This window comes from Salipaludibacillus sp. CUR1, assembly GCF_021028955.1.
Classification (GTDB): Bacteria; Bacillota; Bacilli; order Bacillales; family Salisediminibacteriaceae; genus Salipaludibacillus.
In genome coordinates, this window is sequence record NZ_JAIWPE010000096.1 from 325,807 (window position 1) to 352,803 (window position 26,997).

The following is a 26,997-nucleotide window of genomic DNA, read 5'->3' on the forward strand; positions in this document are numbered from 1 at the left end:
ATTAGAACATGTGAACAATAACCATTAGCACAAACAAAATCGTTAAATAATTCAACGAGAAAATGAACATATGTTTTGCCCATTTCAAGTCATCTTTCGTTTTAAGCCCGGCCAATCCTAATACCAGCCAGCCGCCCCCTAATAATACAGCTGAAATGGTATAAACAAGGCCGAAATCCGCTACCAGCAGAGAAACTGGAATAAGTGCGGCAACATACCATATAATCTGCCTCTTAGTTACGGCAAACCCTGCAACTACCGGAAGCATCGGAATGCCGGCTGCTTTATATTCATCTGAACGCTTCATAGCCAATGCAAGGAAATGCGGAGGCTGCCAGACAAACATAATGAGGAACAAAGACCATGCAAACGGATGGAGTCCAGGATCAATTGCAGCCCAGCCAATAAGCGGAGGCACCGCTCCTGCAAAACTCCCTACAATCGTATTAAGCGTTGTTGTTCTTTTAGTCCACATAGAATAAAGGACTACATAAGTTACAAGACCAGCTAAACCTATGACAGCCGCCATCAATGTGGTCATTGCCAGGAAGGCCGTGCCGGCGATAGACAGGCTGAGACCATAAGTTAACGTCTGTTTCCCCGTTAATTGTCCATTAACTGTCGGACGGTCTTTTGTGCGTTCCATTATATGATCAATGTCGCGATCGATATAATTATTTAGAGCGCACCCTCCTGCAATAATAAATGCTGCCCCCAATAACGCCAGCAATGCTGTTAAAGGATCACTCCCCAAAGTGGTTCCTGTATAATAAGCTGCCAAGTACAGGCCGGCAAAAGTTGTAATCAGATTAGACATCACAATACCTGTTTTTGATATGGCAATGTACTCACGCCAGCCAGCTTGTTTTCCTTGTTCGAGATCCTGGACCTGGTTTAAGGACTCTGCTGTCGGCATTGCGTTTGTTTTATTCACTTCGTTCACCCCCCTAAATTCATCTCTTCTTTCCATAATCAAATCATGTTTCCATATTTAAGTCTAACAATCTGCTTTATAAATCAAATTTAAAACAAAGCAAATTATTATTCTCTGAAAACTTAGAGAAATAAAACCTCTGACGGAAAGTAATCATCCATTCACATTATATAGCAAGATTCAGTGATTTTCATCACATTTTTTTCACAACTTGTTCAGAATACCACAAAACCAGCTTATTCTGTCGAATAAACCATATATACACTATAATAATATTATATATGATATCTTGATAAGATTAAAAGGATTATTTTTGGAAGTTTATTAATGAACCAGTAAACAAGTTTCGTTGACTTTTAAGTCAATAATTCATAAAATGAAGGTCGGGTTCGTGTTTTATTTATTCGACACGGCAAAAGTTTTTTAAAATAATTTTCTATACTATTATGTTTACTAAGTATTTAAATGAGTAGAAAGACGGTGGAAGCTATGCATCAATTTTTGAAAATATTTGGTGTGATAACAACCTTCGGGATGCTTGTCGTTATTATTCAGGGTGCCCTGGTGACCCAGACCGGTTCAGGAGACGCCTGCGGGGCTGAATGGCCGCTTTGTTACGGGCAGCTCATCCCTGAAGATCCGACGATAAAAACATTAATAGAATATACTCACCGCCTTGTGTCCGCTATACTGGGACTTATGGTTATTATCCACTCTGTCTGGAGCTGGATTGCCCTTCGCCACCTTAAGGAAACCAAACTGTTTGCTATTCTGGCCGTATTGTTTATTATTTTCCAGGGTCTGCTCGGCGCAGCCGCTGTAGTCTGGGGGCAATCGGATGCTGTTATGGCACTCCATTTCGGTTTCTCGCTTATTTCTTTTACAAGCGTACTCCTGCTTACGGTTTTGGCTTTCGAAAATGGAAAAAATATAAAATATACTGTTCCTGCCATTTCGAGGAAAGTGAAATATTTCTATTTTATTATTCTTGCTTATGTGTATGCAGTTGTATATACAGGTGCCTATGTGAAGCACACCGATGCAGGTGTTGGCTGCACAGGCTGGCCTTTATGTAATGGGCAAATTATTCCCGTGCTGGAAGGCCGAACCGGAATTCAATTTGGCCATAGAGTGGCAGCAGGACTTCTTTTTATTATGATGCTCATTTCATTGATTGTTGTTATAAAACACTATATCCGGGAGAAGACTCTGTTCTACGGAACTTTAATGAGTTTTATCTTTATCACGCTCCAGGTAATCAGCGGAGCAATTGTAATATTTACGGGTTTCAACTTGAACGCTACTTTGTTCCACGCCTTCATGGTTAGTCTATTGTTCGGGTCTGTCAGTTATACTGCTTTACTTGCATATCGGTCAAAATAAAAAGAAGCCTAAATTAAAGGCCCTCACCTAAGTGAGAGCCTTTTTTTGGTACTTTAATAACTGTGGTAATTTCAGCTTTTATTACTATTGGCCCAGGAAAGAGCGGAGCATCCAGTTATGCTTTTCTACGGACTGTCGGACTTCAACAAGCATGTCCGCTGTCGCTTCATCTCCTGCTTCCTCTTCTAATGTTTCAATATCAGTCTGCAGTTCAGCAGAAAGTCTATCAAAATCTTCCACCAATGCTTTTACCATTTCTTCGGCACTTTTTTCCCCCTCGGCTTCTTCAATGGTAGAGACTTCTAAGTACTCTCTCATCGATGCAACCGGCTTGCCTTTTAAGGTAAGAAGGCGCTCTGCAAGCTCATCAATATGACCGGCAGCTTCGTTGTAAAGCTCTTCAAATTTTTCGTGCAAGGCGAAAAAGTGAGGCCCTTTCACATACCAGTGATAGTTATGCAGCTTTACAAACATAACATTCCAGTTTGCCACTTGACGATTAAGAATTTTTTCTGTTTGTTCATTTACCAAAATGATCAACTCCCTAAAATGTGTTTTTACTTTATCTAATTCTTATCTTATGCTTCTGAAGGGCTCCCTAAACCCTTCATGGAAAATTATAACGAACTTTGTCGGTTTCGCCAAGTGAAGGAAATGAAAAAAATGCCGGAAAGCTTTTTCCCGGCATTTTCAATACTCTTTTATTCAAATTCCACTAATAAATCTCCACCTTGTATAGCTTCTCCATTTGAAACATAAATTTGCCCTATCACACCATCAAACGGTGCCTGAACGGTCGTTTCCATTTTCATTGCCTCAGTAATCATTAAATGGTCACCCTTTTTAACCTTGTCCCCTTTTTCTACCAGAAGCTTAACGACGGTTCCTGGCATAGAGGCACCGATATGTCTGTCATTCAATTTGTCTGCCTTCTGCTTTGTAGAAACGAGGGACTCAATATTATCATCTCTGACTATAATTTCTCTCGGCTGACCATTCAACTCAAAATAAATTACCCGTGTGGCATCTTTTTGAGGTTCGCCTATAGAGACAAGCTTCACAATGAGTGTTTTACCCTGCTCAATTTCAATCTCAACTTCTTCACCGAGTCTTAAACCAAAAAAGAACGTAGAAGTATCCAGTACCGAAACATCACCAAATTGATCTATAAAGGACTGGTAATCAAGAAATACTTTTGGATAAAGAGCGTAAGAAATGACATCATGGCTTGTTACCTGGCGCCCAAGCTTATGGTAAAGCTCTTCTTTAAGAGCCTCAAGGTTTACGGGCTCCATGTTTTCCCCCGGTCTGTTAGTAATAGCAGGCCTTCCTTTTAAGATAATTTTTTGAAGCTTATCGGGAAAGCCTTCATGAGGTTGCCCCAAATAGCCTTGGAACAGTTCTATAACAGAATCCGGAAAATCAATATTCATTCCATTTTCATAAACTTGTTCAGGAGTCAGATCGTTCTGCACCATAAATAGAGCCATATCTCCCACTACTTTTGAAGAAGGGGTGACTTTTACAATATCACCAAACATATCATTAACCGTACTGTACATTTCTTTTACTTCATCCCAGCGATCTCCCAAACCGACCCCTTTAGCCTGCTGCTGCAGATTACTATATTGTCCGCCAGGCATTTCATGGTCATATATCTCCGAATGGGGCGCCATCATCCCGCTTTCGAAATCCTCGTAATACTTCCTTGTATCTTCCCAGAAAGCATTTAATTTATCTGCATGAGAGATGTTGATCTCAGGCTGCCTCTCATGCCCGCTTAACGCGTGATAAAGGGAGTTCATGCTGGGCTGGCTTGTAAGGCCTGCCATAGAACTCATAGCAGTATCTACAATGTCCACTCCCGCATCAATGGCTTTTGCATACGTGTATATACCATTTCCGCTTGTATCATGGGTGTGAAGGTGTATTGGTATGCCTATCTCTTCTTTCAGGGCTGAAATGAGTTCATAGGCAGCCTGGGGTTTCAGTAAACCTGCCATATCTTTTATACCTAAAATATGGGCACCTGCTTTTTCAAGTTCTTTTGCCATATTTATATAATATTCCAAATCGTATTTAGGCCGTGTATGATCTAAAATATCCCCTGTATAACACATACTTGCTTCTGCAATCTTGCCGGAATTTCTTACCGCTTTTATTGCCGGCTTCATTCCTTCCAGCCAGTTGAGACTGTCAAAAATACGGAAAACATCAATTCCTGCTTCTGCTGATTTATCTACAAACTCATCTATTAAATTATCCGGATAATTTTTATAACCTACTGCATTTGAGGCTCTCAGAAGCATTTGAAATAAAACATTCGGAGCTTTTTGCCTTAACATTATAAGCCGCTCCCACGGATCCTCATGCAGAAAACGCATAGATACATCAAAAGTGGCCCCGCCCCACATTTCCATAGAAAACAAGTTAGGCAGCAAATGTGCTGTCGGCTCTGCAATCTGTTTTAAATCGTGGGTTCTTACTCGCGTAGCCAGTAAAGACTGGTGGGCATCCCTGAATGTGGTATCAGTGAGCAGAACTTTTTCTCTTACTTTTACCCAATTAGCTAAACCTTCAGGGCCAAGGCGGTCAAGAAGCTGTTTGGAGCCTTCAGGAAGAGGCTGTTCTAAAGAAAGTTTAGGCACTCTCCGCTCATCAAAGACGGGCTTTTTCTTCGTTCCTATGCCGGGATATCCATTAACAACGGTTTGGCCGATAAATGATAACATTTTAGTTCCCCGGTCTTTCCTCTTTGGAAACACAAATAACTCGGGTGATTCGTCTATAAAAGCTGTATTGTATTCTCCATTGAGAAATTTCTCATGCTGGACAACATTTTCAAGAAAAGCTATGTTTGTTTTAATCCCACGGATACGGAATTCTTTTAAATTCCTTACCATTTTGTGTGCAGCATCTTCAAAGGACAGGGCCCATGTTGACAATTTAACCAGGAGAGAGTCATAATGCGGTGAAATTACGGCTCCCTGAAAGCCATTCCCTGCGTCAAGCCTGACTCCGAATCCGCCTCCTGTCCGGTAGGCCATTATTCTTCCAGTATCAGGCATAAACCCGTTTTGAGGATCTTCTGTTGTCACTCTTGACTGAATCGCAAATCCATGAGTATAAATATCTTTTTGTTCAGGAATTCCTACTTCTTTCGAGAATATGTCTTTTCCATCCGCAACCATCAGCTGAGCATGGACAATATCAATTCCTGTAATCATTTCTGTAATAGTATGTTCAACCTGAATTCTTGGATTTACTTCGATAAAGAAAAATTCCTCATTATCAGTCACTAGAAACTCTACTGTGCCTGCATTTATGTATTGGATTTTCTCCATTAACTGTAATGCTGCTCCGCAAATTCTTTCACGGGCTTCATCAGACAAAGACACACTCGGAGCTACTTCCACTACTTTCTGATGCCGCCTCTGTACTGAGCAGTCCCGTTCATACAAATGAACCAGATTGCCGTGTTTGTCACCAAGAATCTGTACTTCAATATGTTTTGGATTCTCTACAAACCTCTCAATATACACTTCTTCACTGCCAAACGCAGACTTCGCTTCAGAGCGCGCTCTTTCAAAAGCCTCTTTAAGCTCATCTTCTGATCTCACGATTCGCATGCCGCGGCCACCGCCCCCAAGGGCAGCTTTAATAATTAATGGGAAACCGTACTGATCTGCAAAAGCTGTGACTTCCTCGGTAGTCGTGACAGGGCCGTCAGTGCCGGGAATAACTGGAATATCTGCTTTTATCGCCGTTTTCCTTGCTTCAACTTTATCTCCAAACATCTTTAAATGCTCAATTGAAGGTCCAATAAATATAATCCCTTCCTCTTCACATCGTCTGGCAAATTGTATATTTTCAGATAAGAAACCGTATCCCGGATGGATAGCGTCCACTTGGTTTCTCTTTGCTGTTTCAATAATGCTTTCAATATCCAGGTAAGCATCGATAGGCTTTTTTCCTTCTCCAACCAGATAAGCTTCATCAGCTTTATACCGGTGAAATGCTCCTGTGTCTTCTTTTGAATAAATGGCTACCGTACGAATATTCAGCTCCGTACACGCACGAAAAACCCGAATGGCAATTTCTCCTCGATTAGCTACTAACACTTTGTTAATACGGTCTAAACGTTTCACCTTGTTTTCCTCCCTAATTTCAAAGTGGCTCTTTCATACAACTAAAACGTAAAAGCATATCGGTTTTTCTTTAATAATTAATGCTGCGTTTCAGAATGTTTTGTCATCTCCTGAAACTACTCATAATCTTATCACTTAATCTGTCAAATTTCATCATTTTATACACTGACCGCTCAATCTGATATGAATTTCAGCCTTCCATAGCAGTTATTTATTTGAAAGTAAACAAAAAAACAGATGCGCATTAAAAACACGCATCTGTTTTAAATAAATTACTTTCTTTTCATGGAAGCTTCATGTAAAGAAGAAAGCTGTTTTTCCAGCTCGTCTAATAACTTCTTGCCATCTTCCTCACTGACAAGGTTCAGTCTGATTGCAAAATCAATTTCTCTGGATAAACCAAACATTTGAGTATCTAAAACCTCTTCATAAAGAGGGCATTGAGGCATAGTGAGGTTACTCATCTGAACTTCAATAAGCTGGCGTATTTTAGCAGCATCTTCTTTTAGAAGGGCATAAGCTTTTTCATTCTGGCTTGATAGGGTTTCAATGGACATCCGAATCCCTCCCGTTTATAAATCAGCACCGCTTATTGAATACTAAGGCGGCTGTTGTGTTTGTAACCGAATTCCATTCTTCCTCTTATATTATCGGTTCTTTGGCAAAATTGCAACAAGTACATGCTTTCCTGCTAACTAGAAAATACTCAGGTCATACCGTTGTGATAAAGACTCCAACAGCTTCATCCCAGCGATACTGTTCCCTTTTTGATCCAGCGCAGGGCCGTAAATGCCTATCCCCGCCTTATGAGGAATGGAAGCCATGATTCCCCCGGACACTCCGCTTTTTGCAGGTACTCCTACTTTTATAGCAAATTCACCTGAAGCATTATACATACCGCAAGTCACCATAAAGGTCTTAATGATCCTCGCGATATGGAGAGGAATAACCGGCCTGTCGGATGCGGTATGAATCCCTCTGTTAGCAATTACATACGCCATTTTGGCTAAATCCTGGCAGTTTACTTCTATGGCACATTGCTTAGTGTACAGTTCAAGCAGACTTTCGACATCTCCCTCGATGACCTGATGCTGCTTTAAGAAAAAAGCCAGTGACCGGTTTAAATCTGCCGTATCATATTCTGACCTGGCTACTTCTTCATTATAAGTGATAGATGTATTTCCTGTAAGTTCGTGAATAAAGGTGAGGAGTCGGCCTAACTTCTCATCCACAGTGCTTCCCTGCAGCATTGAAGTTACTGCCAGCGCCCCTGCATTAATCATTGGATTAAGAGGTTTGGAAGGAGAATGGGTTTCAAGCTTAATAATAGAATTAAAGGGGTCTCCCGTAGGTTCCATCCCCACACGGGAAAAAACTCCTTCTTCTCCCTGATCCATTAATGCAAGTGCCAGAGTGATAACCTTGGATATACTCTGCAACGTAAACATTTCAGACGTATCACCAGCAGTCGCACACGTCGTACCACCTTCGGAAACTGCAAGAGAGAGAGTCCCTGGATTTTCCCTGCTTAAAGCAGGAATATAATCTGCTACTTTTCCATAGGGAGTATATTGTAAAGCTTCCTGCACCATTAATTTCAATGCTTCGTTATCCTGGCACATCGTCATATGACTAACCTCCGTAAACTTAAACTTGGATGGATGACAAACTAATCTTTCATGTCTATACTGTAGAGGAAAGGATGGTGAAGATCAATAATGTCTTCTATGATTGTTTCTATAAAAGGTCTGGTTAAACACCCGATTATACTCGACCCGGGGGTTTGGATATTTGATGACCGTAAAATTAATTTAAGTACATATTTTTCTGACGAGAGAAAAGGGCCGGCAGATCCCTCAATTAAACAGTTAAGCCGTGCCTGGGACGAGCAGAGACTGAAAGGGGCTATGCCGCAGTCCAATCAGAACAAAGTAACGGTGGACCGTAAAGATCTGACAGAGCATTCTTTAGGAATTGCACTCAAGCCCTTCCTTGACAACGCTTCTCCTGATCCTGAGGCCGAGACAGTAACCTTTGTACGCGCGGAAGGAAAAGAAGATTTTTCATGTCCGCTCAGTGAAGCCGAAAATGGAATCTTAGGCTTTTCCGAGCAAGGAAAGCCTTTAAAAGAAAATGGGCCTGTCCACTTTTACTATGGGGATGGTTCTAACCTCGAGGAACCGGTAACACACATTACATCAATTATTTTAAAATGAGACAGAAAGACTGTTTTACCCACTCTGGAGATGTGTAAAACAGTCTCTTTAATTACTGCCGTCTATAATAAATCTGCTGCCAGCTGGGCCAGCCCTGACCGTTCCCCTTTCTCCAGTTTAATATGCCCTGACTCTCCCCTGTGTTTTAATTTTTCTGTTACATAGGTAAGCCCGTTAGTATATTCGTCAAGGTAGGGGTGGTCAATCTGTTTAGGGTCTCCCATTAAAATTATTTTACTTCCTTCTCCAACTCTGGTTAAAATTGTTTTTACTTCATGTTTAGTTAAATTTTGAGCCTCATCGATTATTATAAACTGGTCGGGAATGCTTCGACCTCTGATATAAGTTAATGCCTCTACCTGAATAGAGGACATTCCGGCAAGAATCTGGTCAAGCTCTCCGCTTTTATTAGTATTAAACAAATATTCAAGATTATCATAAATAGGCTGCATCCAAGGGCGCAGTTTTTCTTCTTTTTCGCCCGGCAGATAGCCTATGTCTTTTCCCATGGGAACTACAGGCCTTGCGACAAGAAGTTTTTTGTACTTGTTTAAATCTTCAGTCTGGTATAATCCGGCCGCCAACGAAAGCAGGGTTTTCCCTGTTCCCGCTTTTCCTGCAAGCGTCACCAGAGGAATATCCTCCCTTGTTAATAATTCCAAGGCCATTTTCTGCTGGACATTTCGCGGTTTAATCCCCCAGACAGGTTCCTGGTGAGTCAGGAAGAGGTTAATATATTCTCCCTTTTTATCAGTCATAGCTAAAGCAGACCGGGTACCATTGGCAAGGTCTTTAAATATATAAAAATGGTTAGGATAAGTGTGAGAGGTCTTGACCTCATTTACAGGGAGCTGCTTTTCTTCAAAAAGCAAGTCCATTTTCTCAGGACTCAGCCAATTCTCCTCATAGCCAAGATACATCCTGTCAAACTTTACCACTCTGTCAGATAAAAAGTCTTCTGATTTTATTCCGAGTGCATCAGCTTTAACCCGAAGTAAGGCGTCTTTGCTTACAAGGATGACTTCATCATTTTTCTTCATTTCTTTCTGCTCTATACTTATATTCAAAGCTACAGCCAAAATCCGATTATCATTCGTGGTATCAATAAAATGCTTTCTCATCTGATCAAACGTCCGGTGATTTAATTCGACCACTAAATTTCCTCCATTAGGAAGCTTCACTCCTTCATGGAGTTTCCCTTTTTCTCTCAAATCATCAAGCAGTCTGGCTACTTCCCTTGCATTTCTTCCTATTTCATCCATGTATCGTTTTTTTGAATCAATTTCCTCGAGCACAACCGCCGGAATAATCACTTTATTTTCATCAAATGAATAGAGAGCCAGTGGATCTTGAAGTAAAACATTCGTATCAAGAATGTATATTTTAGCCAAGCTATTCCCTCCTAAAAAAATCTTTTCACTCTCCAGAAACGCGGGGGTTTATTTATTCTATTCATTTAAGTATATTCATGATCTTCTCTTCAAAGACTATAGGCTAATCTGTAAATAAAATAGGCAGTGTAATTACCGGCAGGGCGGGAACATATACCTTTACTTAAATATAAAATAAAAACGATGCCCTCATGAATTAACATGCTGGCATCGTTTTAATTATTTTTTCATTGCGCCCATAACCTGGCGATCCAGTTTCTCTGCTGCTTCTTTATCATACGTTTTTTCATATTTAGGCTCTGTAGTAATTCGGGCACCATAAAACATGACATCCCTTACTTCATTTACAGAAATTTCGACTAAAGCTAATTTGAGGGGAACATCTTCCATCTTCTCTTCAATAACTTTCGCTTCCCCTGCAATTGCGTAAGTTGACCCTTCTCCAATTAAAGTAAGTGTAACAAGAGGTTGCTTCTTTAAATTTTCTACGATACGGGAGCGGTTATCCACAGAAAATCTCACATGTTTCTCATCTGTGGCATAAACCCATGAAATAGCATTCACATTAGTACCGCCTGTCTCATGGTCGACTGTTGCAATTGTTACATATCGTTCTTCTCTAAGCAGTGGTAAAAGTTCTTCAGTTATAACTGTTTCAACTTGATTAGCCATTGTCAAACGCCTCCTTAATCTATCTACACCTATACTATACCTATATTTCAATCATCTTAAAACCATTCTAACAAAAATCTAAGAAATAATTAACATTTAAAATAGGCATAGAGATAGTCAGCTGGGACAAAAACTGGTTACTATTCTTTTGTCTCAGTCTCCTTAAAAAAATTCCCCTTCTCATGTTATACTGTTTGTACAACCATTATATTAAATGAAGAGGTGCGAAATGAGAGTTAAATGTGTCATTTGTGACGTGGTAGAGTCAATTGACAACCAGCTGCCCCTTGCAAAAAAATTAAGAAACAGACCCATTCACACATACATGTGTCAATCGTGTCAAGATCGTATAACTGAACGAACAATAGAAAGAAAGCAAACAGGAAATTTTAAAGAACATACTCCTCAGGAAGAAACAGATGACTATATATAAGTAACCTGGGCATGAATTCGGTTTATCACCGGACTCATGCCTATTTATTTTGTCTCGTGCAAGAGTGGATGATCCGTACGCTTTTTTAAGCGGAGTCGCAGCATTTTCTAAAAAACTTCCCTTCATTCCCTCAACACCCGGTTATTCCCGCTGTTAAGAATGCTCTTCTTCTGATTTTTGTTCATCGTTTTTATGGCGTTTCAGCTGCAATTTATAGATACCCAGCACTAATGCAGCAATAAACAGTGATTCTATTATGGGTAATGACAAAGCAAGAAAAGTGATAAATATATTTCCAAAAAACATCACAGCATAAATAACGACATTTTTTAAGACCGGAAGTTTTCGCGCGAAACCAAGATTAAAAACGAGAATACTAAGGGCGTTTATTATTATATACATGATCATAAATGCAAAAAGAAAGTTCTCAGGATCAGTGGCCCCTAGCCATTGTGCAATTGGTGTCATATCCGGCGCTACAGGCTCTGTATTATTAACAGCTGAAAGCATATAAGTCACTCCTAATTTTTCATCTCAACAAATTTTACAACATTCCGATTATAGCATAACTTAATTGGCGATATTAACTATCTGACTAAATAAGATACCCTTTTTTTATAAAGCGTTTTCCGGTACACTATGTAAAAGGAGGTCGGTAGCTCATGCGTTCTTTCGATATTTATTATTTTATCCTGGCTATTCTAGGAACAGTGGGAATGATGGGGATAGGAATTTCTTTCGCTCAAACCAGCCTGCTTATGTTTCTAAGCTTTCTTGTTCTAAGCCTAGGCTCTGTATTTGCAGGGTTCAAACGAAAAAAATACCTTCACTCAACAAACTAAAAGGACGACACCTGCCGTCCTTTTAGTTTGTATTAGTGTTTAATACTTCAATTATTTCATCATAAACCCAAGGGTTAGCCGCTATTAAAGTGGTTTTTTCAAGAAAATTCAACGTTTTGCCATCATAATTTGTTGCTTTGCCTCCAACTTCCTGGAGAAGAGCATACCCTCCAGCGATATCCCAGGGTGCAAGGTTAAAGCTGATATAAGCATCAAGTCTCCCTGCAGCTACATAGGCTATTTCCAGTGCCGCCGCCCCATAAGACCGTGTACCCCGAGACCTCTTAACAATTCTCTCAAGTCGCCTGTCTTTTAATAACCATCCGGTATTAAAACTTATAATTGCTTCATTTAAAGAATTCTCGGAAAGGGGGCTTAGACGCCGGTTATTTAATTCAGCCCCTTTACCTTTTAATGAGGAAAACAACTCATCATGCATCACATCATATACAATTCCTATTACAGGTTCACCATTATGGAAAACCCCTGCAGAAATTGCGAAATAACTTTCCTGATGAACAAAATTAACCGTACCGTCAATAGGGTCTAATATCCAAACTGTACCTGAAAGATCTTTTACATTTTCAAATGATCCTTCTTCCCCCATTAAACGGTGACCAGGAAATTCTTTATCTATTTTTTCCTGAAAAAAAGCTTCTACTCCTTTATCCACATCAGTGACTAAATCATGCTGATGAGATTTAGTGTTAACTTTAAATGTAAGCTTCATTTGTTCCTTTATGTACCCTCCCGCTTCACGGGTCCATTCTTCAGCTTTTTCTTTAATCATTTGAAAATCTCTCTCGTTGCCGGCCATACGCCTCATCTCCTCAAATATATCTTCTGTATGTTTTCTAACATATACCATACTTATCCTTTAATTCGCAAACATTACTAATCTGTAACCAAAAAAAGTGAACCTCTACAAGGTTCACAACAAGTATTTTAAGCTTCAAGACGAAGCCATTCATTCCGGAGCTTCTCTAATTTTTCTTTGCATTCAGTAATTTGGTCTTGTTCATTCGCTTGAATCGCATCGAATAATGTTTGGAGTTCATAGTCAATCTCCAGTTTTAGGACCGGGATACGTTTTTCCCCATCTCTTCTTTTTAAAGTCTGAATGACTTTCTCCATAATTCGCACCCCTTTTCTTCGAGTCTCTTTTTATGTTCCTGAACAGACCAACAATGAACCCTAAGGTGAAATAATAGTTACCATTACATTATGCTATTTATCGGAATTTTGCAACTATTTTTTGTTGGTATTTATAATTTTCCACGATTCTCACAAATTTAAACCTAATTGAGAACAGAAATTCTGTTTTCTTTTTTTTTAATCTGTATTCTGCTAATATAAGTTTTATAATAAGCAAATATTAATTATAGTTACTTTTAAATGTTTCATTACCATTAAAGCTTTCCGAGGCACTCAAGAAAGGAGTAAGTTACTCATGAGTTTTAAAGGGTTTACTTCCCAGGATTTTGATNACTTTTAAATGTTTCATTACCATTAAAGCTTTCCGAGGCACTCAAGAAAGGAGTAAGTTACTCATGAGTTTTAAAGGGTTTACTTCCCAGGATTTTGATGTTTTTGCAGTTGAAGGTCTTGACGAAAGGATGGAAGCTATTAAGCAGAACGTTCGTCCTAAACTGGAAGAACTCGGCAGACACTTCTCTTCTGTACTCACTGAGAAGACGAATGAAGAAATGTTTTTCCATGTCGCAAAACATGCCCGCAGAAAAGTTAATCCCCCGGACGATACATGGGTGGCGTTTGCTAATAATAAGCGAGGGTATAAAAAGCTTCCCCATTTCCAAATCGGCCTGTTTGGGTCCCATGTTTTTATCTGGTTTGCTGTAATTTATGAATCACCAGTAAAAGAAGAACTGGGGCACGCTCTTAAAGAACAAATCTCTGCCATTGACAAACAGATACCTGATTCTTTTTACTGGTCAGTCGATCATACTAAACCGGAAGCAATGCAGCATAACAGTATCTCTAAAGAACAGCTTAATAACATGTTTGAACGTCTTTCTACTGTCAAAAAAGCAGAATTGCTCTGCGGTATTCAGTTGACACCGGAGGATGACAGCGTTAAGGATGGACAAGCATTTTTAAAGAAAGCAGAAGAAGTGTTTGATACCCTCTTACCCCTTTACGAAACTTCTATGCGTATATACGTCCAGCATGCTTAAAGTTGAAACAAACAAAAGGGCCTGTGGCACGAGTGCCATTAGAGCCCTTTTTATCGTTACATTCTTATAATTTTTAAATGTGATGATTCCCTGGCTGCTTTAACAACGTGGTAAGGGGATTGCTGGGTTTGGCTTTCATACTCTTTAAATTGCTGCTTTTCCTCTGATTTGGATGGTACAATTTTTTTGAATTGGTTATAGAGAGTTAACAATGTGTCTCTGTCTACCCCTTTTCGATATGCATGGTCAATTGCTTCATAAAAGTTCACCACATTAACCACTTCGTCTCTAGACCAATCCATAGAAATCGGAATATTCACTTCGTTTGGCATTCTAAACACCCTTTCTCATAAATTCATTCCAAATTATAACTCATTCTGTTATACTACATTTTGTTTAAACAAAAAAGCAAAATGCAGTCCACTGTCTTATATATAATTAACTTTGAGGTGAATTACTTTGTCCTACTTGGAACGTCAGCAGAAAACCCCTTTGTATGAAGGGCTTCTTAACCATATTAATCACTCGCCCTACCAGTTTCATATTCCAGGGCATAAACACGGAAACGGCATGGATCCCGATTTCAGAGAGTTCATTGGACCTAACGCTCTGTCTATAGATTTAATTAACATACAGCCCTTAGATGACTTACATCACCCGCACGGAATTATAAAAGACGCTCAAAATCTGGCGGCAGAAGCATTCGGGGCTGATCATACTTTTTTTTCTGTTCAGGGAACAAGCGGGGCAATCATGACTATGATTATGACTGTCTGCGGTCCGGGAGAAAAAATAATCGTACCGAGGAATGTGCATAAATCTATTATGTCTGCCATTATTTTTTCAGGCGCTACGCCTATATTCATTCATCCTGAAATAGATGACACGCTGGGAATTTCTCATGGAATAACTGTTAGATCAGTTGAAAAAGCCTTAAGCTCCCATCCAGATGCAAAAGGACTCTTAGTCATAAACCCGACTTACTTCGGGATCTCTGCCAATCTGGAAAAAATCGTCCGGCTTACCCATTCATACGATATACCGGTGTTAGTAGATGAAGCACACGGTGTGCATATTCATTTTAATGACAAACTTCCAGTCTCAGCTATGCAAGCCGGAGCCGATATGGCAGCCACCAGTGTCCACAAACTGGGGGGCTCTCTTACACAAAGTTCTGTACTTAACATTCAGGGAGAAAGAATTTCAGCACGGCGGGTTCAAAGCATTATAAGTATGCTGACAACCACTTCTACATCCTATATCCTTCTCGCTTCCCTGGATACAGCCAGACGGTATCTCGCAACGGAAGGATCGAAATTAACAGACAGGATTATCGGATTAGCTGAATCAGCCAGAAGAAAAATAAATGACATTCCTGGTATAAGTTGCCCAGGTAAAGAAATCCTTGACAATAACGCAGTGTTTGACCTGGACCCGACGAAACTTATTATTTCTATTAAAGAGTTGAATGTTACTGGTTATGAAGTAGAAACCTGGTTACGCGAACATGAAAATATCGAGGTGGAACTCTCGGACTTATACAATATTTTATGTATTATAACAAGCGGTGACAACACTCACACGATAGATTATTTAATTGGGGGGCTCGAGAAGCTTTCATCTGAATATTATGAGCCTGGTAAAAATCATTCAGAAAGTGTGCGGGTTCAAGTCCCTCAAATTCCAACTCTTTCTTTATCTCCCCGGGATGCTTTCTATTCTGAGACAGAAATTGTAAAGCTCAATGAATCTGCGGGAAGAATCAGTGCGGAATTTATTATGATTTATCCACCCGGCATTCCTATTTTTATTCCTGGTGAAATCATTGAACAGGACAATATAGATTATATTTATAAAAATATGGAATCAGGTCTCCCTGTGCAAGGCCCGGAAGATCCTACATTAACTTTCATCCGTGTCATACGTGAAAGAAAACCTATAATTTAGAAAAAGTAAAAGCGTTCAGCTGATTCGGCTGAACGCTTCTCCTTTAATATTGAGTTTCCATCGTGGTCGCAGGAAGGGCTGCTTTAAAAAACTCAGATAAAGCTTCTGCTTCCCTGTCACTTTTTACCTTAAAAGCTTTCTTAAGATAATCGACATCTTCCACATCTTCCCGGCACAAAAGCAAGGATCTTCCTGACTGCATACACGTAATGAGGGGCTTACCAAAAAACAAGCTCGTATAAACAATGCCGAAATCGTACCTTGACTGCTCAGTGGTCATACCTACAAACTGAACATTCACTCTCTCCGTTTCGTCATAAAGCCGCTCGTATAGTTCCATCAGTACAATCCCTCCTTTAATTATTTAATTATACAAAAATTCTGTCAATTTGGCAATCTTTTTGTTTTTTTAAAACGAAGACCGCTTAGATTCAATGAAATGAATGAGTTCATCAGCAAAAATCATGTCCTGCTTTGTAAATTCATAATCAATCCCCAGTAACTTTATCGTGATAACATACGCCACTTCACCTTCCTCGTACAAGGGTAAAAATAACACATGGTCCCTGTTTTTTCTTACATAGGTCACCGCTTTAAGCCGGTTTATAAATAAAAACCCCTGCCCAAGTTCCTCTTCCTCTTTAGAGAGCCCTTTCATGCCTAGTGCATACGATAAAGTATATTCTCCCTCGTTATAAGAATGAATCGTTAAAATTACTTTTTTCTTGTTGATAGCATGAATCGTCTTTAATACACGAACCATAAAATCATCTCTGTTTTCCGCATAGTCGTAGGCAAGCCCGATTTCCAGCCTTAACCCATCCAGGAAATCTGATTTTTTCATAATTTATCCACCGCCATATACAAAAGGTTTTTTATGCCTTAATTTTAATTGATATGACGGTAATTTTATCATATAAGGGATGAAAACTCTGTCGTCATTTGTCTAAAACCTTAAGAAAAGCCTGTATAATATTAAAAATGAGTATTTGGAAAGTAAATTAAAATAAACGTAGAAGTACAAAACTTCTACGTTTATTCCATGAACAGGAATTTAATTTTAATGCCATAATTCCTCAATAATGTAAGCTGTTTCCTCTAGTGTGAAAGGTTCCCAAAAGAGTTCTCCATTTACTAACAGATCTTTATGCAAATGTAAGCCGCTTCCATCCTGATTCATTGCTCCGCTGGTTCCAGTGTTACCTACATATCCAATAATTGTTTCATTATCAATCATCTGCCCCGCTTCCACCTCTTCAGGTATAGAGTCAAGGTGAGCAAAACGGATCATTACTCCATTATCGTATTGAACCCAAACCTGCATGCCCCTCAGCCGGTCAAGTATATATTGCGGAGTAAACCCTTCTTTTGCAGCAATTTTCAGGTCGATATTTCTCTCCACATGTGAGTTATAATCCTCAAAATCACTGTCGACTCGTACAACTTTTCCTTCTGCCATTCCATAAACAGGCGTTTCAGTCGTTATTTCAGTCCCCGAGGCATATCCGTACCAGTCAATACCTTCATGGGTGCCGTTACGATACTCCCTCGGAGCACCTGGAAGGTGACTCTCTACAGTGCTTACAGAGGCCCCTTCTATCGGAGACTGAAGAAAAGCCAGGAAGTCAATCATCTCTTCCACCGAGTAAGAATGAATTTCAACGTCATTTTCTCCGGCAGGACGCCATGCCTCGACCACTCGACCGTCCCAGTTTATAGCTATATTATTTTCTTCTTTATTGTGTGTATAGTCTGTTTCAAGTCCTTCTTCAATAAATTCAATACTTAGATAAGGTTCTCTCTTTTCGTTTTCAACAAAAGGCGGCTTCTCAGCTGGGAAATATTCACCATTTATTTCAATCACCGGCACACCATAGACTAAATAATACTGTCTGTCAGCTATCTCTAACAGTAAATCCTTATTAACTGGATCGTATTCATAATGTCCACCCAGTTCATCAGCCAATTCAGAGACTGATATATACACACCCTCGTACCCATCAACAGCCAGGGTGTTTAATTCCGTCCACTCTTTAAAGTGCTCGTTATCATTTCCAGTATTTTTTTCTTCCTGCAGGTCAGTTTCCCTTTCAACCGCGTGACCTTGATCTTTTGCGCTTGATTCCTCATTCTGGCAGGCAGTTAATAACAGACCTAATACTATAATCAGACTTGCTTTTTTCATTCACAAACCTTCCTTGCTGTATTATTTAATCTTATCAGGATCAACGATCTCGTAACCTTTATCTCTTAAACCTTCTACGATTCCTCTTAAAGCGTCTTTCGTAAATTCCCTGTCATGCATTAACAAGTTGGCTCCATTGCCCAAATGTTCAGTTTCAACCATTATTTCTTCCAAAGCTTCAGCTTCCATATATTCTTCAAAATAATCGTATCCGTAAGACCAGTTCATCCACTGCATCTCTTCTTCTTCCATCAGCTGTTTAGAGTAATCCGTGTTGACTCCAAAAGGTGCTCTGAAAAACCGGGGCCTTTCCCCAATAATGTCTTCAACCAAATCATTAAGCTGGACTATTTCTTCATACTGCTCTTCTTCTGAGAGGTCTGATAGATTTTGATGGGTCATCGTGTGGTTGCCAATTTCAAAACCCAGTTCATAAATATCCTTTAACTGCTGTTCCCCTTCTTCATTTTGAAGAAAATGGCCGTTCACAAAAAATATAGCGCCTGCATCCATGTCGTGCAGGATCTCTGCCATCTCCACACCGTAATTATCCGGTGCGTCATCAATCGTTAAAAGAACGACCTCCTCAGGTGCCTCATCAATCGGTCTGACTGTCACATTGTTTTCAATTTGATAAAGAGGTTCCTTGTCTTCTTCATTATTTACATTCTCGTCGTTTAGTTCATTGTCCTGTTCATTAATATTTTCATTGTCCTGTTCATTAATATTTTCATTTGTTTCATTTTGGTTATTATCGGTATTTTCATTTAACTCGTTTGAATTATTATTTTCTTCACTGTTTGCTGTCCCTGTATTTTGATTATTCAAATTCTCTTCCCCAGGGGAATTTATATTAGCATTTTCATTTTCATTGATAGCCTGCTCATTGTTATCACCGCAGGCGACGAGCAATCCTGCTGTGACTATCCAAACACTTATATATTTTGCTTTTTTCATTGTATCCCCTCTTCCATTACCTTACTTGCAACTATAAAATCTTACCATATTATAACTTTTAATGGAACCTTCTTCCGCCATAATATTACACACTTACAATTATGTCGTTTATATTCGACATTTTTCGGGAAAAGTAAAGTTGGTATTACTGCCTCACACTTGACCTTTGTATAAATTTAAGTAGAATATACTCTGTTGTTTATTTATTCAGTACATCCCAATAGACTTTGAAAATTAACGGCTTTTAAATTAAACGGAAGGTGGAGGATAAGGTGAAGAAATTAACACCAGTATTTACTATTTCATTTTTTATTGCTTTGGCATTTATTATCTGGGGCTTTTTTGCGCCGGAAAACCTGGAATTTATAACAGGATCTATCCAGGGATTCATTACTGACCAGTTTGGCTGGTTTTATTTATTGGCAGCCACAGGTTTTGTTGCATTTGCTATCTTTTTAATCTTCAGCCCTTACGGAAGAATTAAGCTTGGGAAAGATGATGAGGAACCTGAATATAATTACTTAACATGGTTCTCTTTCCTATTTACAGCCGGGATGGGGATCGGGCTCGTTTTCTGGGGAGTGGCCGAACCGGTTTACCATTTATTTGATCCCTCGCCAGCCGCTAATGTAGAAGGAGGCTCTATTGACGCAGCAGGTGCTGCTTTAAGATATTCCTTCTTCCACTGGGGCATTCATCCTTGGGCAATTTACTCAATTGTCGCTTTAACTTTAGCTTACTTTAAATTCAGAAAAGGGACTCCCGGCGTGGTGAGTGCGGCATTTGAACCACTGCTTGGCGACCGTGTTAATGGCGGAATTGGAACGACTATTAATGTGATCGTTGTTTTTGCTACTGTCTTCGGTGTGGCTACCTCCCTTGGGTTTGGTACTGCCCAGATTGGCGGCGGGTTATCCGATGTGTTAGGCTTAAACAATACGTTTTTTCTTCAGTTAATGATTATTATTGTCGTGACTTTCCTTTACATGCTGTCGTCGCAGACAGGATTAAACGTAGGGATCCGCATTTTAAGTAAAACAAATATTTACTTAGCAGGTATTTTAATGCTGTTTCTTTTATTCTCAGGACCTACAAACTTTATTATGAACTCTTTTACGCAGACTTTCGGAAATTATTTACAAAACCTTGTATCGATGAGCTTCCAGCTCGATACGTTTAATTTGGAATCAACTTGGGTAGAAGGCTGGACAATCTTTTACTGGGCCTGGTGGATCGCCTGGGCTCCATTTGTAGGGACATTTATTGCCCGTGTTTCCCGGGGACGGACGATCCGTGAATTTATTATCGGAGTAATTGCGGTACCTTCTGTATTTGGAGCGCTCTGGTTCTCAGTTTTTGGAGGAACAGCTATTCATTTGGAAACAATTGCAGGAGTCAGTGTCATGGATGTCATGACAAATGCCGGTGAGGAATCTGCCTTGTTCTTTGTATTACAGCAGTTCAATTTCGGCTGGATAATGGCGATTGTAGCTATTTTCCTCATAGCTTCTTTCTTCATCACTTCCGCAGACTCAGCAACTTTTGTTTTAGGAATGCAGACAACAAACGGCAGCCTGAACCCTCCAAACAATGTAAAGCTTATCTGGGGGCTTATCCAGTCAGCAACAGCAGCCGTTCTCCTTTACTCAGGAGGTCTGGCTGCACTGCAGACGGCAGCCATTATTGCTGCTTTTCCATTTGTAATAATTATGATCTTTATGATTATAAGTTTAATGAAGTCACTAAAGCAGGAGACTTTACCTGAAAAAAAGAAACCAGGAAAGAGTAAAAATAGTTAATATCACAAAGCGGAGCCCCGTATCGTACGGGCTCCGCTTTTGCTATTACGGGGGAATTACCTAATACACCTGAGATTAATGAATAATTTAAAGAGAGACTGAAGCTTTGCTTAATTTGCCGGTTCACTCCCGGTGAAGCTTACCCCTGGGAGCATAAGTGCAACATGAGTTTTAGAATCTTTGGATACCCTTTTCACGTGCTGTGAGACCGCCGAAGTCCCCACATGTGAATGGAAGTTCGCTGGATTCCTTACTAGAGGGCTTTTCTTACTGTTTATAGTTATGACCCAAGATTTTTTACTGGTGATTATCATCAGTTTTCATTTATATAACAGTTTGGTTACTTTAAACAAATGTTGAGCTAATCGTGATAACATCAAAATTGTTTCATAGGTGTAAGTATTTAGTAAGGGAGTGACCCATATGAATCGTTTGTGTGTGATTATTTTAATGACTTCCTGTTTATATATGTCGAGCTGTCAGTCAGATAATATTAGTGCCGATTACTCGTTTCTTGAGGAGTCCCAGGATAATAAGGTGCCAGAAACATTATTATTTTCTAACAATACAGATATCCAGGAAGAGCACGATTACTATGATGCCCTTCGTATTCTCCAGAAGAAGTATCCTGATAGACTTAACAGTACGCACATTGTGTCTGAAAGTGACCATTCCTTAGTCAATTATTACGGTATAGATACTTTTCCTACACTTTTGCTTATAGAGGATCTTGAAGTTAAATTGAGAATAGAAGGCGCAAATGAATTTTCCTCAATACTAAACGAATTAAAATATACATTACTAGATGATTAAATCGGTCATCATTTCATACAAAAACCCCGTAAACAAAATTGGTTTACGGGGTTTTCCTATAAATAACAGTAATTATTTTACAATGTGAACAGGCATTCCTAATGCTACTTCGGCTGTTTCCATTGTGATTTCTCCCAATGATGGGTGAGCGTGAATGGTTAAAGCCAAATCTTCTGCAGTCATACCTGCTTCGATAGCGACACACGCTTCAGAAATCATATCAGACGCGTTATGCCCCGCAATTTGTACGCCAAGGACTAGCCCGTCTTCTTTTCTTGTTACCATTTTCATAAATCCTTCTGACTCATTTAGCGACAGCGCTCGTCCATTCGCCTGGAACGGGAACTTAGAAGCTACCACATCATAGCCTTCTTCTTTCGCTTCTTTTTCAGTTAAACCGACGCTTGCCAATTCAGGACCGGAGAACACTACTTCCGGAATAGCCGTATAATCAATTTCAGCAGCTTCTCCTGAGATGGCTTCGGCGGCTACTTTTGCCTCGTAGGACGCTTTATGGGCTAGTGCAGGACCTGCCACTATATCACCAATCGCGTAAATATTGGATGAGGACGTGCGGCACTGTTTATCAATTTTTACAAATCCTTTATCATCAAGCTCAACGCCTGCCTGCTCAAGTCCCAGCTCGTCTGTATTTGGACGGCGACCAACAGTCACAAGAAGAACATTGCCTTCAAATTCTTCCTCTTTGCCTTTAACTTCAGCTTTCACCTTTACACCATTATCAGTTTCTTCCATTTCTTGAGCAAAAGCTTCAGTTTTAATTGTAACTCCAGCTTTCTTTAATCGGCGTGATACCAGCTGGCTCATTTGCTTTTCAAAACCAGGAAGAATCTGTTTAGTACCTTCAAGAATAGTCACTTCAGCGCCAAGGTTGGCATATGCTGAACCCAGCTCAACACCGATATAGCCTCCGCCGATAACAACCATCTTTTCAGGAACCTCTTTTAAAGCGAGAGCGCCCGTTGAAGAAACGACTTTTTCACTCCATTTAAATTTAGGGAGTTCAACTGGAGATGAGCCTGTGGCTACAATACAGTTTTTGAATTTATACGTCTGGGACGTTTTTTCATCCATGATTCTTACTGTAGAGTCATCAACGAAATAAGCTTCTCCTCGAACAATGTCAACCTCATTGCCTTTTAAAAGACCTTCTACTCCACCTGTCAGTTTCTCAACAACTGATTGTTTCCATTTTTGCACTTTAGAGAAGTCCAGATTTACTTCCCCTACAGAAATCCCCATGTCATCTGAATTTCCTGCATCATGGTAACGGTGTCCAGCTTCGATAAGTGCTTTTGACGGGATACAGCCGACGTTAAGACATACGCCTCCCATATTTTCTTTTTCTACGATCGTTACTTTCTGGCCTAATTGCGCGGCACGGATAGCTGCTACATACCCTCCCGGGCCAGAACCGATGACGAGCGTATCTACTTCTTCTGGAAAATCTCCTACTACCATAAATTATCCCTCCATTACAAGTAATTGCGGATCATTTAATAAACGTTTGATATGGTTCAACGCATATTGTGCTGTTGCACCATCAATAATACGATGATCGAAGCTTAATGACAAGGCTAATACTGGTGCAACTGTCACTTCACCGTCACGGACAATTGCTTTTTCCTGAATCCGGCCAAGTCCAAGAATGGCAACTTCAGGGTGATTAATAACAGGAGTAAACCATTGGCCGCCTGCAGAACCGATATTTGTAATCGTTGTAGAAGCGCCTTTCATTTCTGCTGCAGATAGAGTGCCTTCGCGCGCTTTACCTGCCAGACCGTTAATTTCATCAGAAATAGTGAAAATTGATTTACGATCAGTATCTTTTACAACAGGAACCATTAATCCTTTTTCAGTGTCAGCCGCAATTCCGATATTGTAGTAGTGCTTATGAACAATCTCTTCAGTTGAATCATCAAGAGAAGTGTTTAAGATTGGATATTCACGGATTGCTGAAGTTAAGGCTTTAACCACATACGGTAAGAAAGTCAATTTGATGCCTTTTTCTTCTGCTACCGGTTTGAACTGTTTACGGTGCGCTACAAGGTCAGTCACATCGATTTCGTCCATAAGTGTCACATGCGGGGCTGTACGTTTGGAATTAACCATAGCCTTAGAAATAGCTTTACGTATTCCTGACATTTTCTCACGCGTTTCAAGCTCTTCATTAGCCGGTTGATAAGATGGAACAGATTGTGCTTCCTCTTGAGCTTCAGGAGCTTCTGTCTGCTCGGCAGCTTCAGCTGGCTGCTGGTCGCCAGATAAGTAAGCATCAATATCTTCTTTCATGACACGGCCATTTTTGCCTGAACCTTTTACTTTACGGATGTTTACGTCTTTTTCACGTGCATATTTACGTACAGAAGGCATCGCAATCACACGTGCAGTTTCATCAACTTCTTCCTCTTCTGAAGCAGGAGCTGATTCACTCTTTTCTTCTTTTGGTTCTTCAGAAGCTTTCTCTTCCTCTTTCTCTTCTTCTCCTCCGCCATGAGCATCTTCCGGCTGTTCAGCATCTGTCTCAAACGTAATAATAACTGTTCCTACTTCAGTTACTACTCCTTCGTCAACGTGCAGCTTTTGTACCGTACCCTCTACAGGGGAAGGAATTTCAACGACTGCTTTATCGTTCTGAACTTCACATAAGACGTCGTCTTCTTTGACTTCATCGCCTTCTTTGACTTCCCATTTTACAATTTCACCTTCATGAATTCCTTCACCAATATCAGGAAGTTTAAATTCATATGCCATTATAACGCCTCCAGTTCTTTGTCTTAATTATAGAGAAGAAGGAGGAAATAAAATGATCTCCTCCTTGATGTTTAATTTCAGTTATTAAAAGTTAATAACTTCTTTTGCTCTTGATACGACATCTTTAGAGCTTGGGAGCCAGATATCTTCAGCTGTAGCAAACGGGAAGACAGTATCTGGAGCAGTCACTCGTAAAACAGGTGCTTCAAGACTCAGGATCGCACGGTCGTTAATTTCAGCTACTACACTAGCAGCCACACCTGCTTGTTTTTGAGCTTCCTGTACTACAATTGCACGGTTGGTTTTCTCTACTGACTCAATAATAGTGTCAATGTCAATAGGGCTCACCGTACGTAAGTCGATAACTTCCGCTGAGATTCCGTCTTTTTCAAGTTCATCTGCAGCTTTAAGGGAAGTGTGAACCATCGCACCATAAGTCACAATTGTAATATCAGAGCCTTCACGCTTTACGTCTGCTTTTCCAAGAGGAAGAGTATATTCTTCTTCCGGCACTTCCTCACGGAACGAACGGTAAAGCTTCATGTGCTCGAGGAATACTACAGGATCATTGTCTCGGATAGCAGAGATTAAAAGTCCTTTTGCATCATATGGAGTTGAAGGGATAACAACTTTAATACCCGGTGATTGAGCCATCAGACCTTCAAGGCTGTCAGCGTGAAGTTCCGGCGTTTTAACACCGCCGCCAAAAGGTGAACGAATTGTCACAGGAGCGTGGTATGTTCCGCCTGAACGGTAACGCATACGGGCCATCTGAGCTGCGATCGCATCAAATGTTTCAAACACAAATCCGAAAAATTGAATTTCCATTACCGATCTGAAGCCTGTTACACTTAATCCAGCCGATAAACCGCCGATGCCTGATTCTGCTAAAGGTGTGTCGAAAACACGTTCTTCGCCGAATTCCTTCTGAAGGCCTTCAGTCGCACGGAATACCCCGCCGTTAAGACCTACGTCTTCCCCGAATACAAGCACTTTTTCGTCATTCTTCAACTCATTTCGCATTGCATCAGTTATTGCCTGAATCATTGTCATTTGCGCCATAACTTACTTCGACTCCTTTTCTTTATACTCTTCCATTTGCTCCTGCAGATTAACTGGAAGCTCTTCTCCCATAATTTCGATCAGGTCGGTAACTTTTTGTTTAGGTACGCTGTCAGCTTTCTTAATTGCAGCTTTAATATCTTCTTTGGCCTGTTCTACGACTTTGTCTTCATCTTCTTCAGACCACAGATTTTTGTCTTCAAGGAATTTCCGGAAACGGACAAGAGGATCTTTCTTTTCCCACTCATCGTCTTCCTCAGAGGTACGGTAACGTGTCGGATCGTCACCTGCCATAGTATGAGGACCATAACGGTAAGTTAACGTTTCGATAAGTGTCGGGCCGTTACCATCAAGGCCTCTCTGACGAGCCTCTTTAGTCACAGCGTAGACCGCAAGCAGATCCATTCCGTCAACTTGTACACCGTGAATTCCTGCAGCAACTGCTTTTTGTGCTATTGTTTTAGCTGCAGACTGCTGTTCTACTGGAACTGAAATGGCAAACCGGTTGTTTTGCACTACGAAAATCGCCGGACTGTTAAAAGCCCCCGCAAAGTTCATACCTTCGTAAAAGTCCCCTTGGGATGCACCGCCATCACCAGTATAAGTGATCGCCACAGCATCTTCTTTATTCTTTTTAAGGCCCATTGCCACACCAGCTGTCTGTGTAATTTGCGCGCCGATAATAATCTGCGGCATCATTACCCGTACACCTTCCGGCATTTGCCCGCCTTTGAAGTGTCCTCTAGACCATAAAAAGGCCTGATCCAGCGGAACGCCATGATAATGTATTTGAGGAATATCACGGTAACCCGGCAGAATCCAGTCCTGCTTTTCAAGGGCATACTGGGAACCGATCATTGATGCTTCCTGCCCTGCTACCGGTGCATAGAAACCAAGACGTCCCTGACGGTTAAGGGAAATAGCTCTTTGATCCCAAATACGTGTGTAAACCATCCGCGTCATCAATTCTTTTAATTCGTCATCAGAAAGCTCCGGCATAGCTTCTTCGTTTACTACTTTTCCTTCTTCATCGAGAATCTGGAAAGTCTGGAACTGCTCTTCAACCTGTTGCAATTCTTTAGTTTTTTCCATGAATACTGTCACCTCATCCTTTCTTAAATCGCCTTCTCAAATTAGCTTTTATACGTCAGAATCACTACTAATAAAGTACCCAAAGTTATCTTATTACATGTGATTCGACACGATCAATGCAATCCATACAGGTTGTATTCCCTTTTGTCGAAC

The 26,997-nt window shown here is 40.3% G+C and carries 27 protein-coding genes; 8 read left to right on the plus strand and 19 right to left on the minus strand.

Features of this window, described 5'->3' with window-relative positions:
* Position 1: 1 nt before the first annotated feature.
* On the minus strand, positions 2 to 970 hold the full coding sequence (gene cyoE, locus K8O68_RS20330) for a heme o synthase (protein WP_370640560.1): 969 nt from the start codon (positions 968 to 970) through the stop codon (positions 2 to 4).
* Positions 971 to 1,423: 453 nt separating this feature from the next.
* On the opposite strand from cyoE, the gene K8O68_RS20335 reads away from it, so the two are divergent.
* Positions 1,424 to 2,317, plus strand: a complete 894-nt coding sequence (locus K8O68_RS20335) for a COX15/CtaA family protein (protein WP_230898577.1) — start codon at positions 1,424 to 1,426, stop codon at positions 2,315 to 2,317.
* 84 nt (positions 2,318 to 2,401) lie between these two features.
* Here K8O68_RS20335 and K8O68_RS20340 read toward each other — a convergent pair whose 3' ends face one another.
* The 4 genes from K8O68_RS20340 to glsA all read right to left on the minus strand — a co-directional run bounded on the left by K8O68_RS20340 (position 2,402) and on the right by glsA (position 8,087).
* Positions 2,402 to 2,848, minus strand: a complete 447-nt coding sequence (locus K8O68_RS20340; RefSeq protein WP_255717389.1) for a Dps family protein — start codon at positions 2,846 to 2,848, stop codon at positions 2,402 to 2,404.
* 170 nt (positions 2,849 to 3,018) lie between these two features.
* A complete protein-coding gene (gene pyc, locus K8O68_RS20345; RefSeq protein WP_230898578.1) occupies positions 3,019 to 6,465 on the minus strand; it encodes a pyruvate carboxylase in 3,447 nt (1,148 codons plus the stop codon).
* Between the two features lie 272 nt (positions 6,466 to 6,737).
* A complete protein-coding gene (locus tag K8O68_RS20350) occupies positions 6,738 to 7,022 on the minus strand; it encodes an Fpa/YlaN family protein (protein ID WP_230898579.1) in 285 nt (94 codons plus the stop codon).
* Between the two features lie 138 nt (positions 7,023 to 7,160).
* The gene (gene glsA / locus K8O68_RS20355; RefSeq protein ID WP_230898764.1) at positions 7,161 to 8,087 is read right to left on the minus strand and encodes a glutaminase A; all 927 of its coding nucleotides are present in this window, start codon (positions 8,085 to 8,087) and stop codon (positions 7,161 to 7,163) included.
* A 96-nt stretch (positions 8,088 to 8,183) separates the two neighbouring features.
* Between glsA and K8O68_RS20360 the strand changes: the two genes are divergently transcribed.
* Positions 8,184 to 8,681 (plus strand): peptidyl-prolyl cis-trans isomerase, encoded by a 498-nt coding sequence (locus K8O68_RS20360; protein ID WP_230898580.1) that lies wholly within the window; start codon positions 8,184 to 8,186, stop codon positions 8,679 to 8,681.
* A 62-nt stretch (positions 8,682 to 8,743) separates the two neighbouring features.
* Here K8O68_RS20360 and K8O68_RS20365 read toward each other — a convergent pair whose 3' ends face one another.
* Positions 8,744 to 10,072 (minus strand): PhoH family protein, encoded by a 1,329-nt coding sequence (locus tag K8O68_RS20365; protein ID WP_230898581.1) that lies wholly within the window; start codon positions 10,070 to 10,072, stop codon positions 8,744 to 8,746.
* Positions 10,073 to 10,291: 219 nt separating this feature from the next.
* Entirely contained in the window at positions 10,292 to 10,744 is a 453-nt protein-coding gene (locus K8O68_RS20370) for a pyridoxamine 5'-phosphate oxidase family protein (protein ID WP_230898582.1), read from the minus strand.
* A 229-nt stretch (positions 10,745 to 10,973) separates the two neighbouring features.
* Here K8O68_RS20370 and K8O68_RS20375 point away from each other — a divergent pair, with 229 nt between their 5' ends.
* Entirely contained in the window at positions 10,974 to 11,177 is a 204-nt protein-coding gene (locus K8O68_RS20375) for a YlaI family protein (RefSeq protein ID WP_230898583.1), read from the plus strand.
* Between the two features lie 153 nt (positions 11,178 to 11,330).
* On the opposite strand, the gene K8O68_RS20380 is transcribed toward K8O68_RS20375, so the two are convergent.
* A complete protein-coding gene (locus K8O68_RS20380) occupies positions 11,331 to 11,687 on the minus strand; it encodes a YlaH-like family protein (RefSeq protein WP_230898584.1) in 357 nt (118 codons plus the stop codon).
* 152 nt (positions 11,688 to 11,839) lie between these two features.
* Here K8O68_RS20380 and K8O68_RS20385 point away from each other — a divergent pair, with 152 nt between their 5' ends.
* The gene (locus K8O68_RS20385) at positions 11,840 to 12,019 is read left to right on the plus strand and encodes a DUF5325 family protein (protein ID WP_230898585.1); all 180 of its coding nucleotides are present in this window, start codon (positions 11,840 to 11,842) and stop codon (positions 12,017 to 12,019) included.
* Between the two features lie 22 nt (positions 12,020 to 12,041).
* Here K8O68_RS20385 and K8O68_RS20390 read toward each other — a convergent pair whose 3' ends face one another.
* Complete coding sequence (locus tag K8O68_RS20390; protein ID WP_230898586.1) at positions 12,042 to 12,836, minus strand: inositol monophosphatase family protein; 795 nt, start codon at positions 12,834 to 12,836, stop codon at positions 12,042 to 12,044.
* Between the two features lie 128 nt (positions 12,837 to 12,964).
* A complete protein-coding gene (locus tag K8O68_RS20395; RefSeq protein WP_093055604.1) occupies positions 12,965 to 13,153 on the minus strand; it encodes a hypothetical protein in 189 nt (62 codons plus the stop codon).
* A 416-nt stretch (positions 13,154 to 13,569) separates the two neighbouring features.
* Here K8O68_RS20395 and K8O68_RS20400 point away from each other — a divergent pair, with 416 nt between their 5' ends.
* Entirely contained in the window at positions 13,570 to 14,214 is a 645-nt protein-coding gene (locus K8O68_RS20400; protein WP_230898587.1) for a YktB family protein, read from the plus strand.
* Positions 14,215 to 14,270: 56 nt separating this feature from the next.
* Here K8O68_RS20400 and K8O68_RS20405 read toward each other — a convergent pair whose 3' ends face one another.
* Positions 14,271 to 14,546: a UPF0223 family protein gene (locus tag K8O68_RS20405; protein ID WP_230898588.1), complete on the minus strand. Its 276-nt coding sequence runs from the start codon at positions 14,544 to 14,546 to the stop codon at positions 14,271 to 14,273.
* A 136-nt stretch (positions 14,547 to 14,682) separates the two neighbouring features.
* Between K8O68_RS20405 and K8O68_RS20410 the strand changes: the two genes are divergently transcribed.
* Positions 14,683 to 16,161, plus strand: a complete 1,479-nt coding sequence (locus K8O68_RS20410; RefSeq protein ID WP_230898765.1) for an aminotransferase class I/II-fold pyridoxal phosphate-dependent enzyme — start codon at positions 14,683 to 14,685, stop codon at positions 16,159 to 16,161.
* A gap of 43 nt (positions 16,162 to 16,204) precedes the next feature.
* On the opposite strand, the gene K8O68_RS20415 is transcribed toward K8O68_RS20410, so the two are convergent.
* The 4 genes from K8O68_RS20415 to K8O68_RS20430 form a co-directional block, all read right to left on the minus strand.
* On the minus strand, positions 16,205 to 16,501 hold the full coding sequence (locus tag K8O68_RS20415; RefSeq protein WP_093055597.1) for a DUF3055 domain-containing protein: 297 nt from the start codon (positions 16,499 to 16,501) through the stop codon (positions 16,205 to 16,207).
* A 69-nt stretch (positions 16,502 to 16,570) separates the two neighbouring features.
* Positions 16,571 to 17,005 carry a hypothetical protein gene (locus tag K8O68_RS20420; RefSeq protein WP_230898589.1) on the minus strand — a complete coding sequence of 145 codons (435 nt, stop codon included), beginning with the start codon at positions 17,003 to 17,005 and terminating at the stop codon, positions 16,571 to 16,573.
* A 216-nt stretch (positions 17,006 to 17,221) separates the two neighbouring features.
* Entirely contained in the window at positions 17,222 to 18,346 is a 1,125-nt protein-coding gene (locus K8O68_RS20425; protein ID WP_230898590.1) for a peptidoglycan DD-metalloendopeptidase family protein, read from the minus strand.
* A gap of 21 nt (positions 18,347 to 18,367) precedes the next feature.
* Positions 18,368 to 19,303 carry a polysaccharide deacetylase family protein gene (locus K8O68_RS20430; protein ID WP_230898591.1) on the minus strand — a complete coding sequence of 312 codons (936 nt, stop codon included), beginning with the start codon at positions 19,301 to 19,303 and terminating at the stop codon, positions 18,368 to 18,370.
* A gap of 272 nt (positions 19,304 to 19,575) precedes the next feature.
* Between K8O68_RS20430 and K8O68_RS20435 the strand changes: the two genes are divergently transcribed.
* The gene (locus K8O68_RS20435) at positions 19,576 to 21,102 is read left to right on the plus strand and encodes a glycine betaine uptake BCCT transporter (protein WP_230898592.1); all 1,527 of its coding nucleotides are present in this window, start codon (positions 19,576 to 19,578) and stop codon (positions 21,100 to 21,102) included.
* Between the two features lie 423 nt (positions 21,103 to 21,525).
* Positions 21,526 to 21,915, plus strand: a complete 390-nt coding sequence (locus tag K8O68_RS20440) for a thioredoxin domain-containing protein (RefSeq protein WP_230898593.1) — start codon at positions 21,526 to 21,528, stop codon at positions 21,913 to 21,915.
* 72 nt (positions 21,916 to 21,987) lie between these two features.
* Here the strand turns inward: K8O68_RS20440 and lpdA are convergent, their stop codons facing one another.
* The 4 genes from lpdA to pdhA form a co-directional block, all read right to left on the minus strand.
* Complete coding sequence (gene lpdA / locus K8O68_RS20445) at positions 21,988 to 23,397, minus strand: dihydrolipoyl dehydrogenase (RefSeq protein ID WP_230898594.1); 1,410 nt, start codon at positions 23,395 to 23,397, stop codon at positions 21,988 to 21,990.
* Between the two features lie 3 nt (positions 23,398 to 23,400).
* Positions 23,401 to 24,690, minus strand: a complete 1,290-nt coding sequence (locus K8O68_RS20450) for a dihydrolipoamide acetyltransferase family protein (RefSeq protein ID WP_230898595.1) — start codon at positions 24,688 to 24,690, stop codon at positions 23,401 to 23,403.
* An 84-nt stretch (positions 24,691 to 24,774) separates the two neighbouring features.
* Positions 24,775 to 25,752, minus strand: coding sequence for an alpha-ketoacid dehydrogenase subunit beta (locus tag K8O68_RS20455; RefSeq protein WP_093055582.1), 978 nt, complete (start codon positions 25,750 to 25,752; stop codon positions 24,775 to 24,777).
* Positions 25,753 to 25,755: 3 nt separating this feature from the next.
* Complete coding sequence (gene pdhA / locus K8O68_RS20460; RefSeq protein WP_230898596.1) at positions 25,756 to 26,844, minus strand: pyruvate dehydrogenase (acetyl-transferring) E1 component subunit alpha; 1,089 nt, start codon at positions 26,842 to 26,844, stop codon at positions 25,756 to 25,758.
* Positions 26,845 to 26,997: the final 153 nt, after the last annotated feature.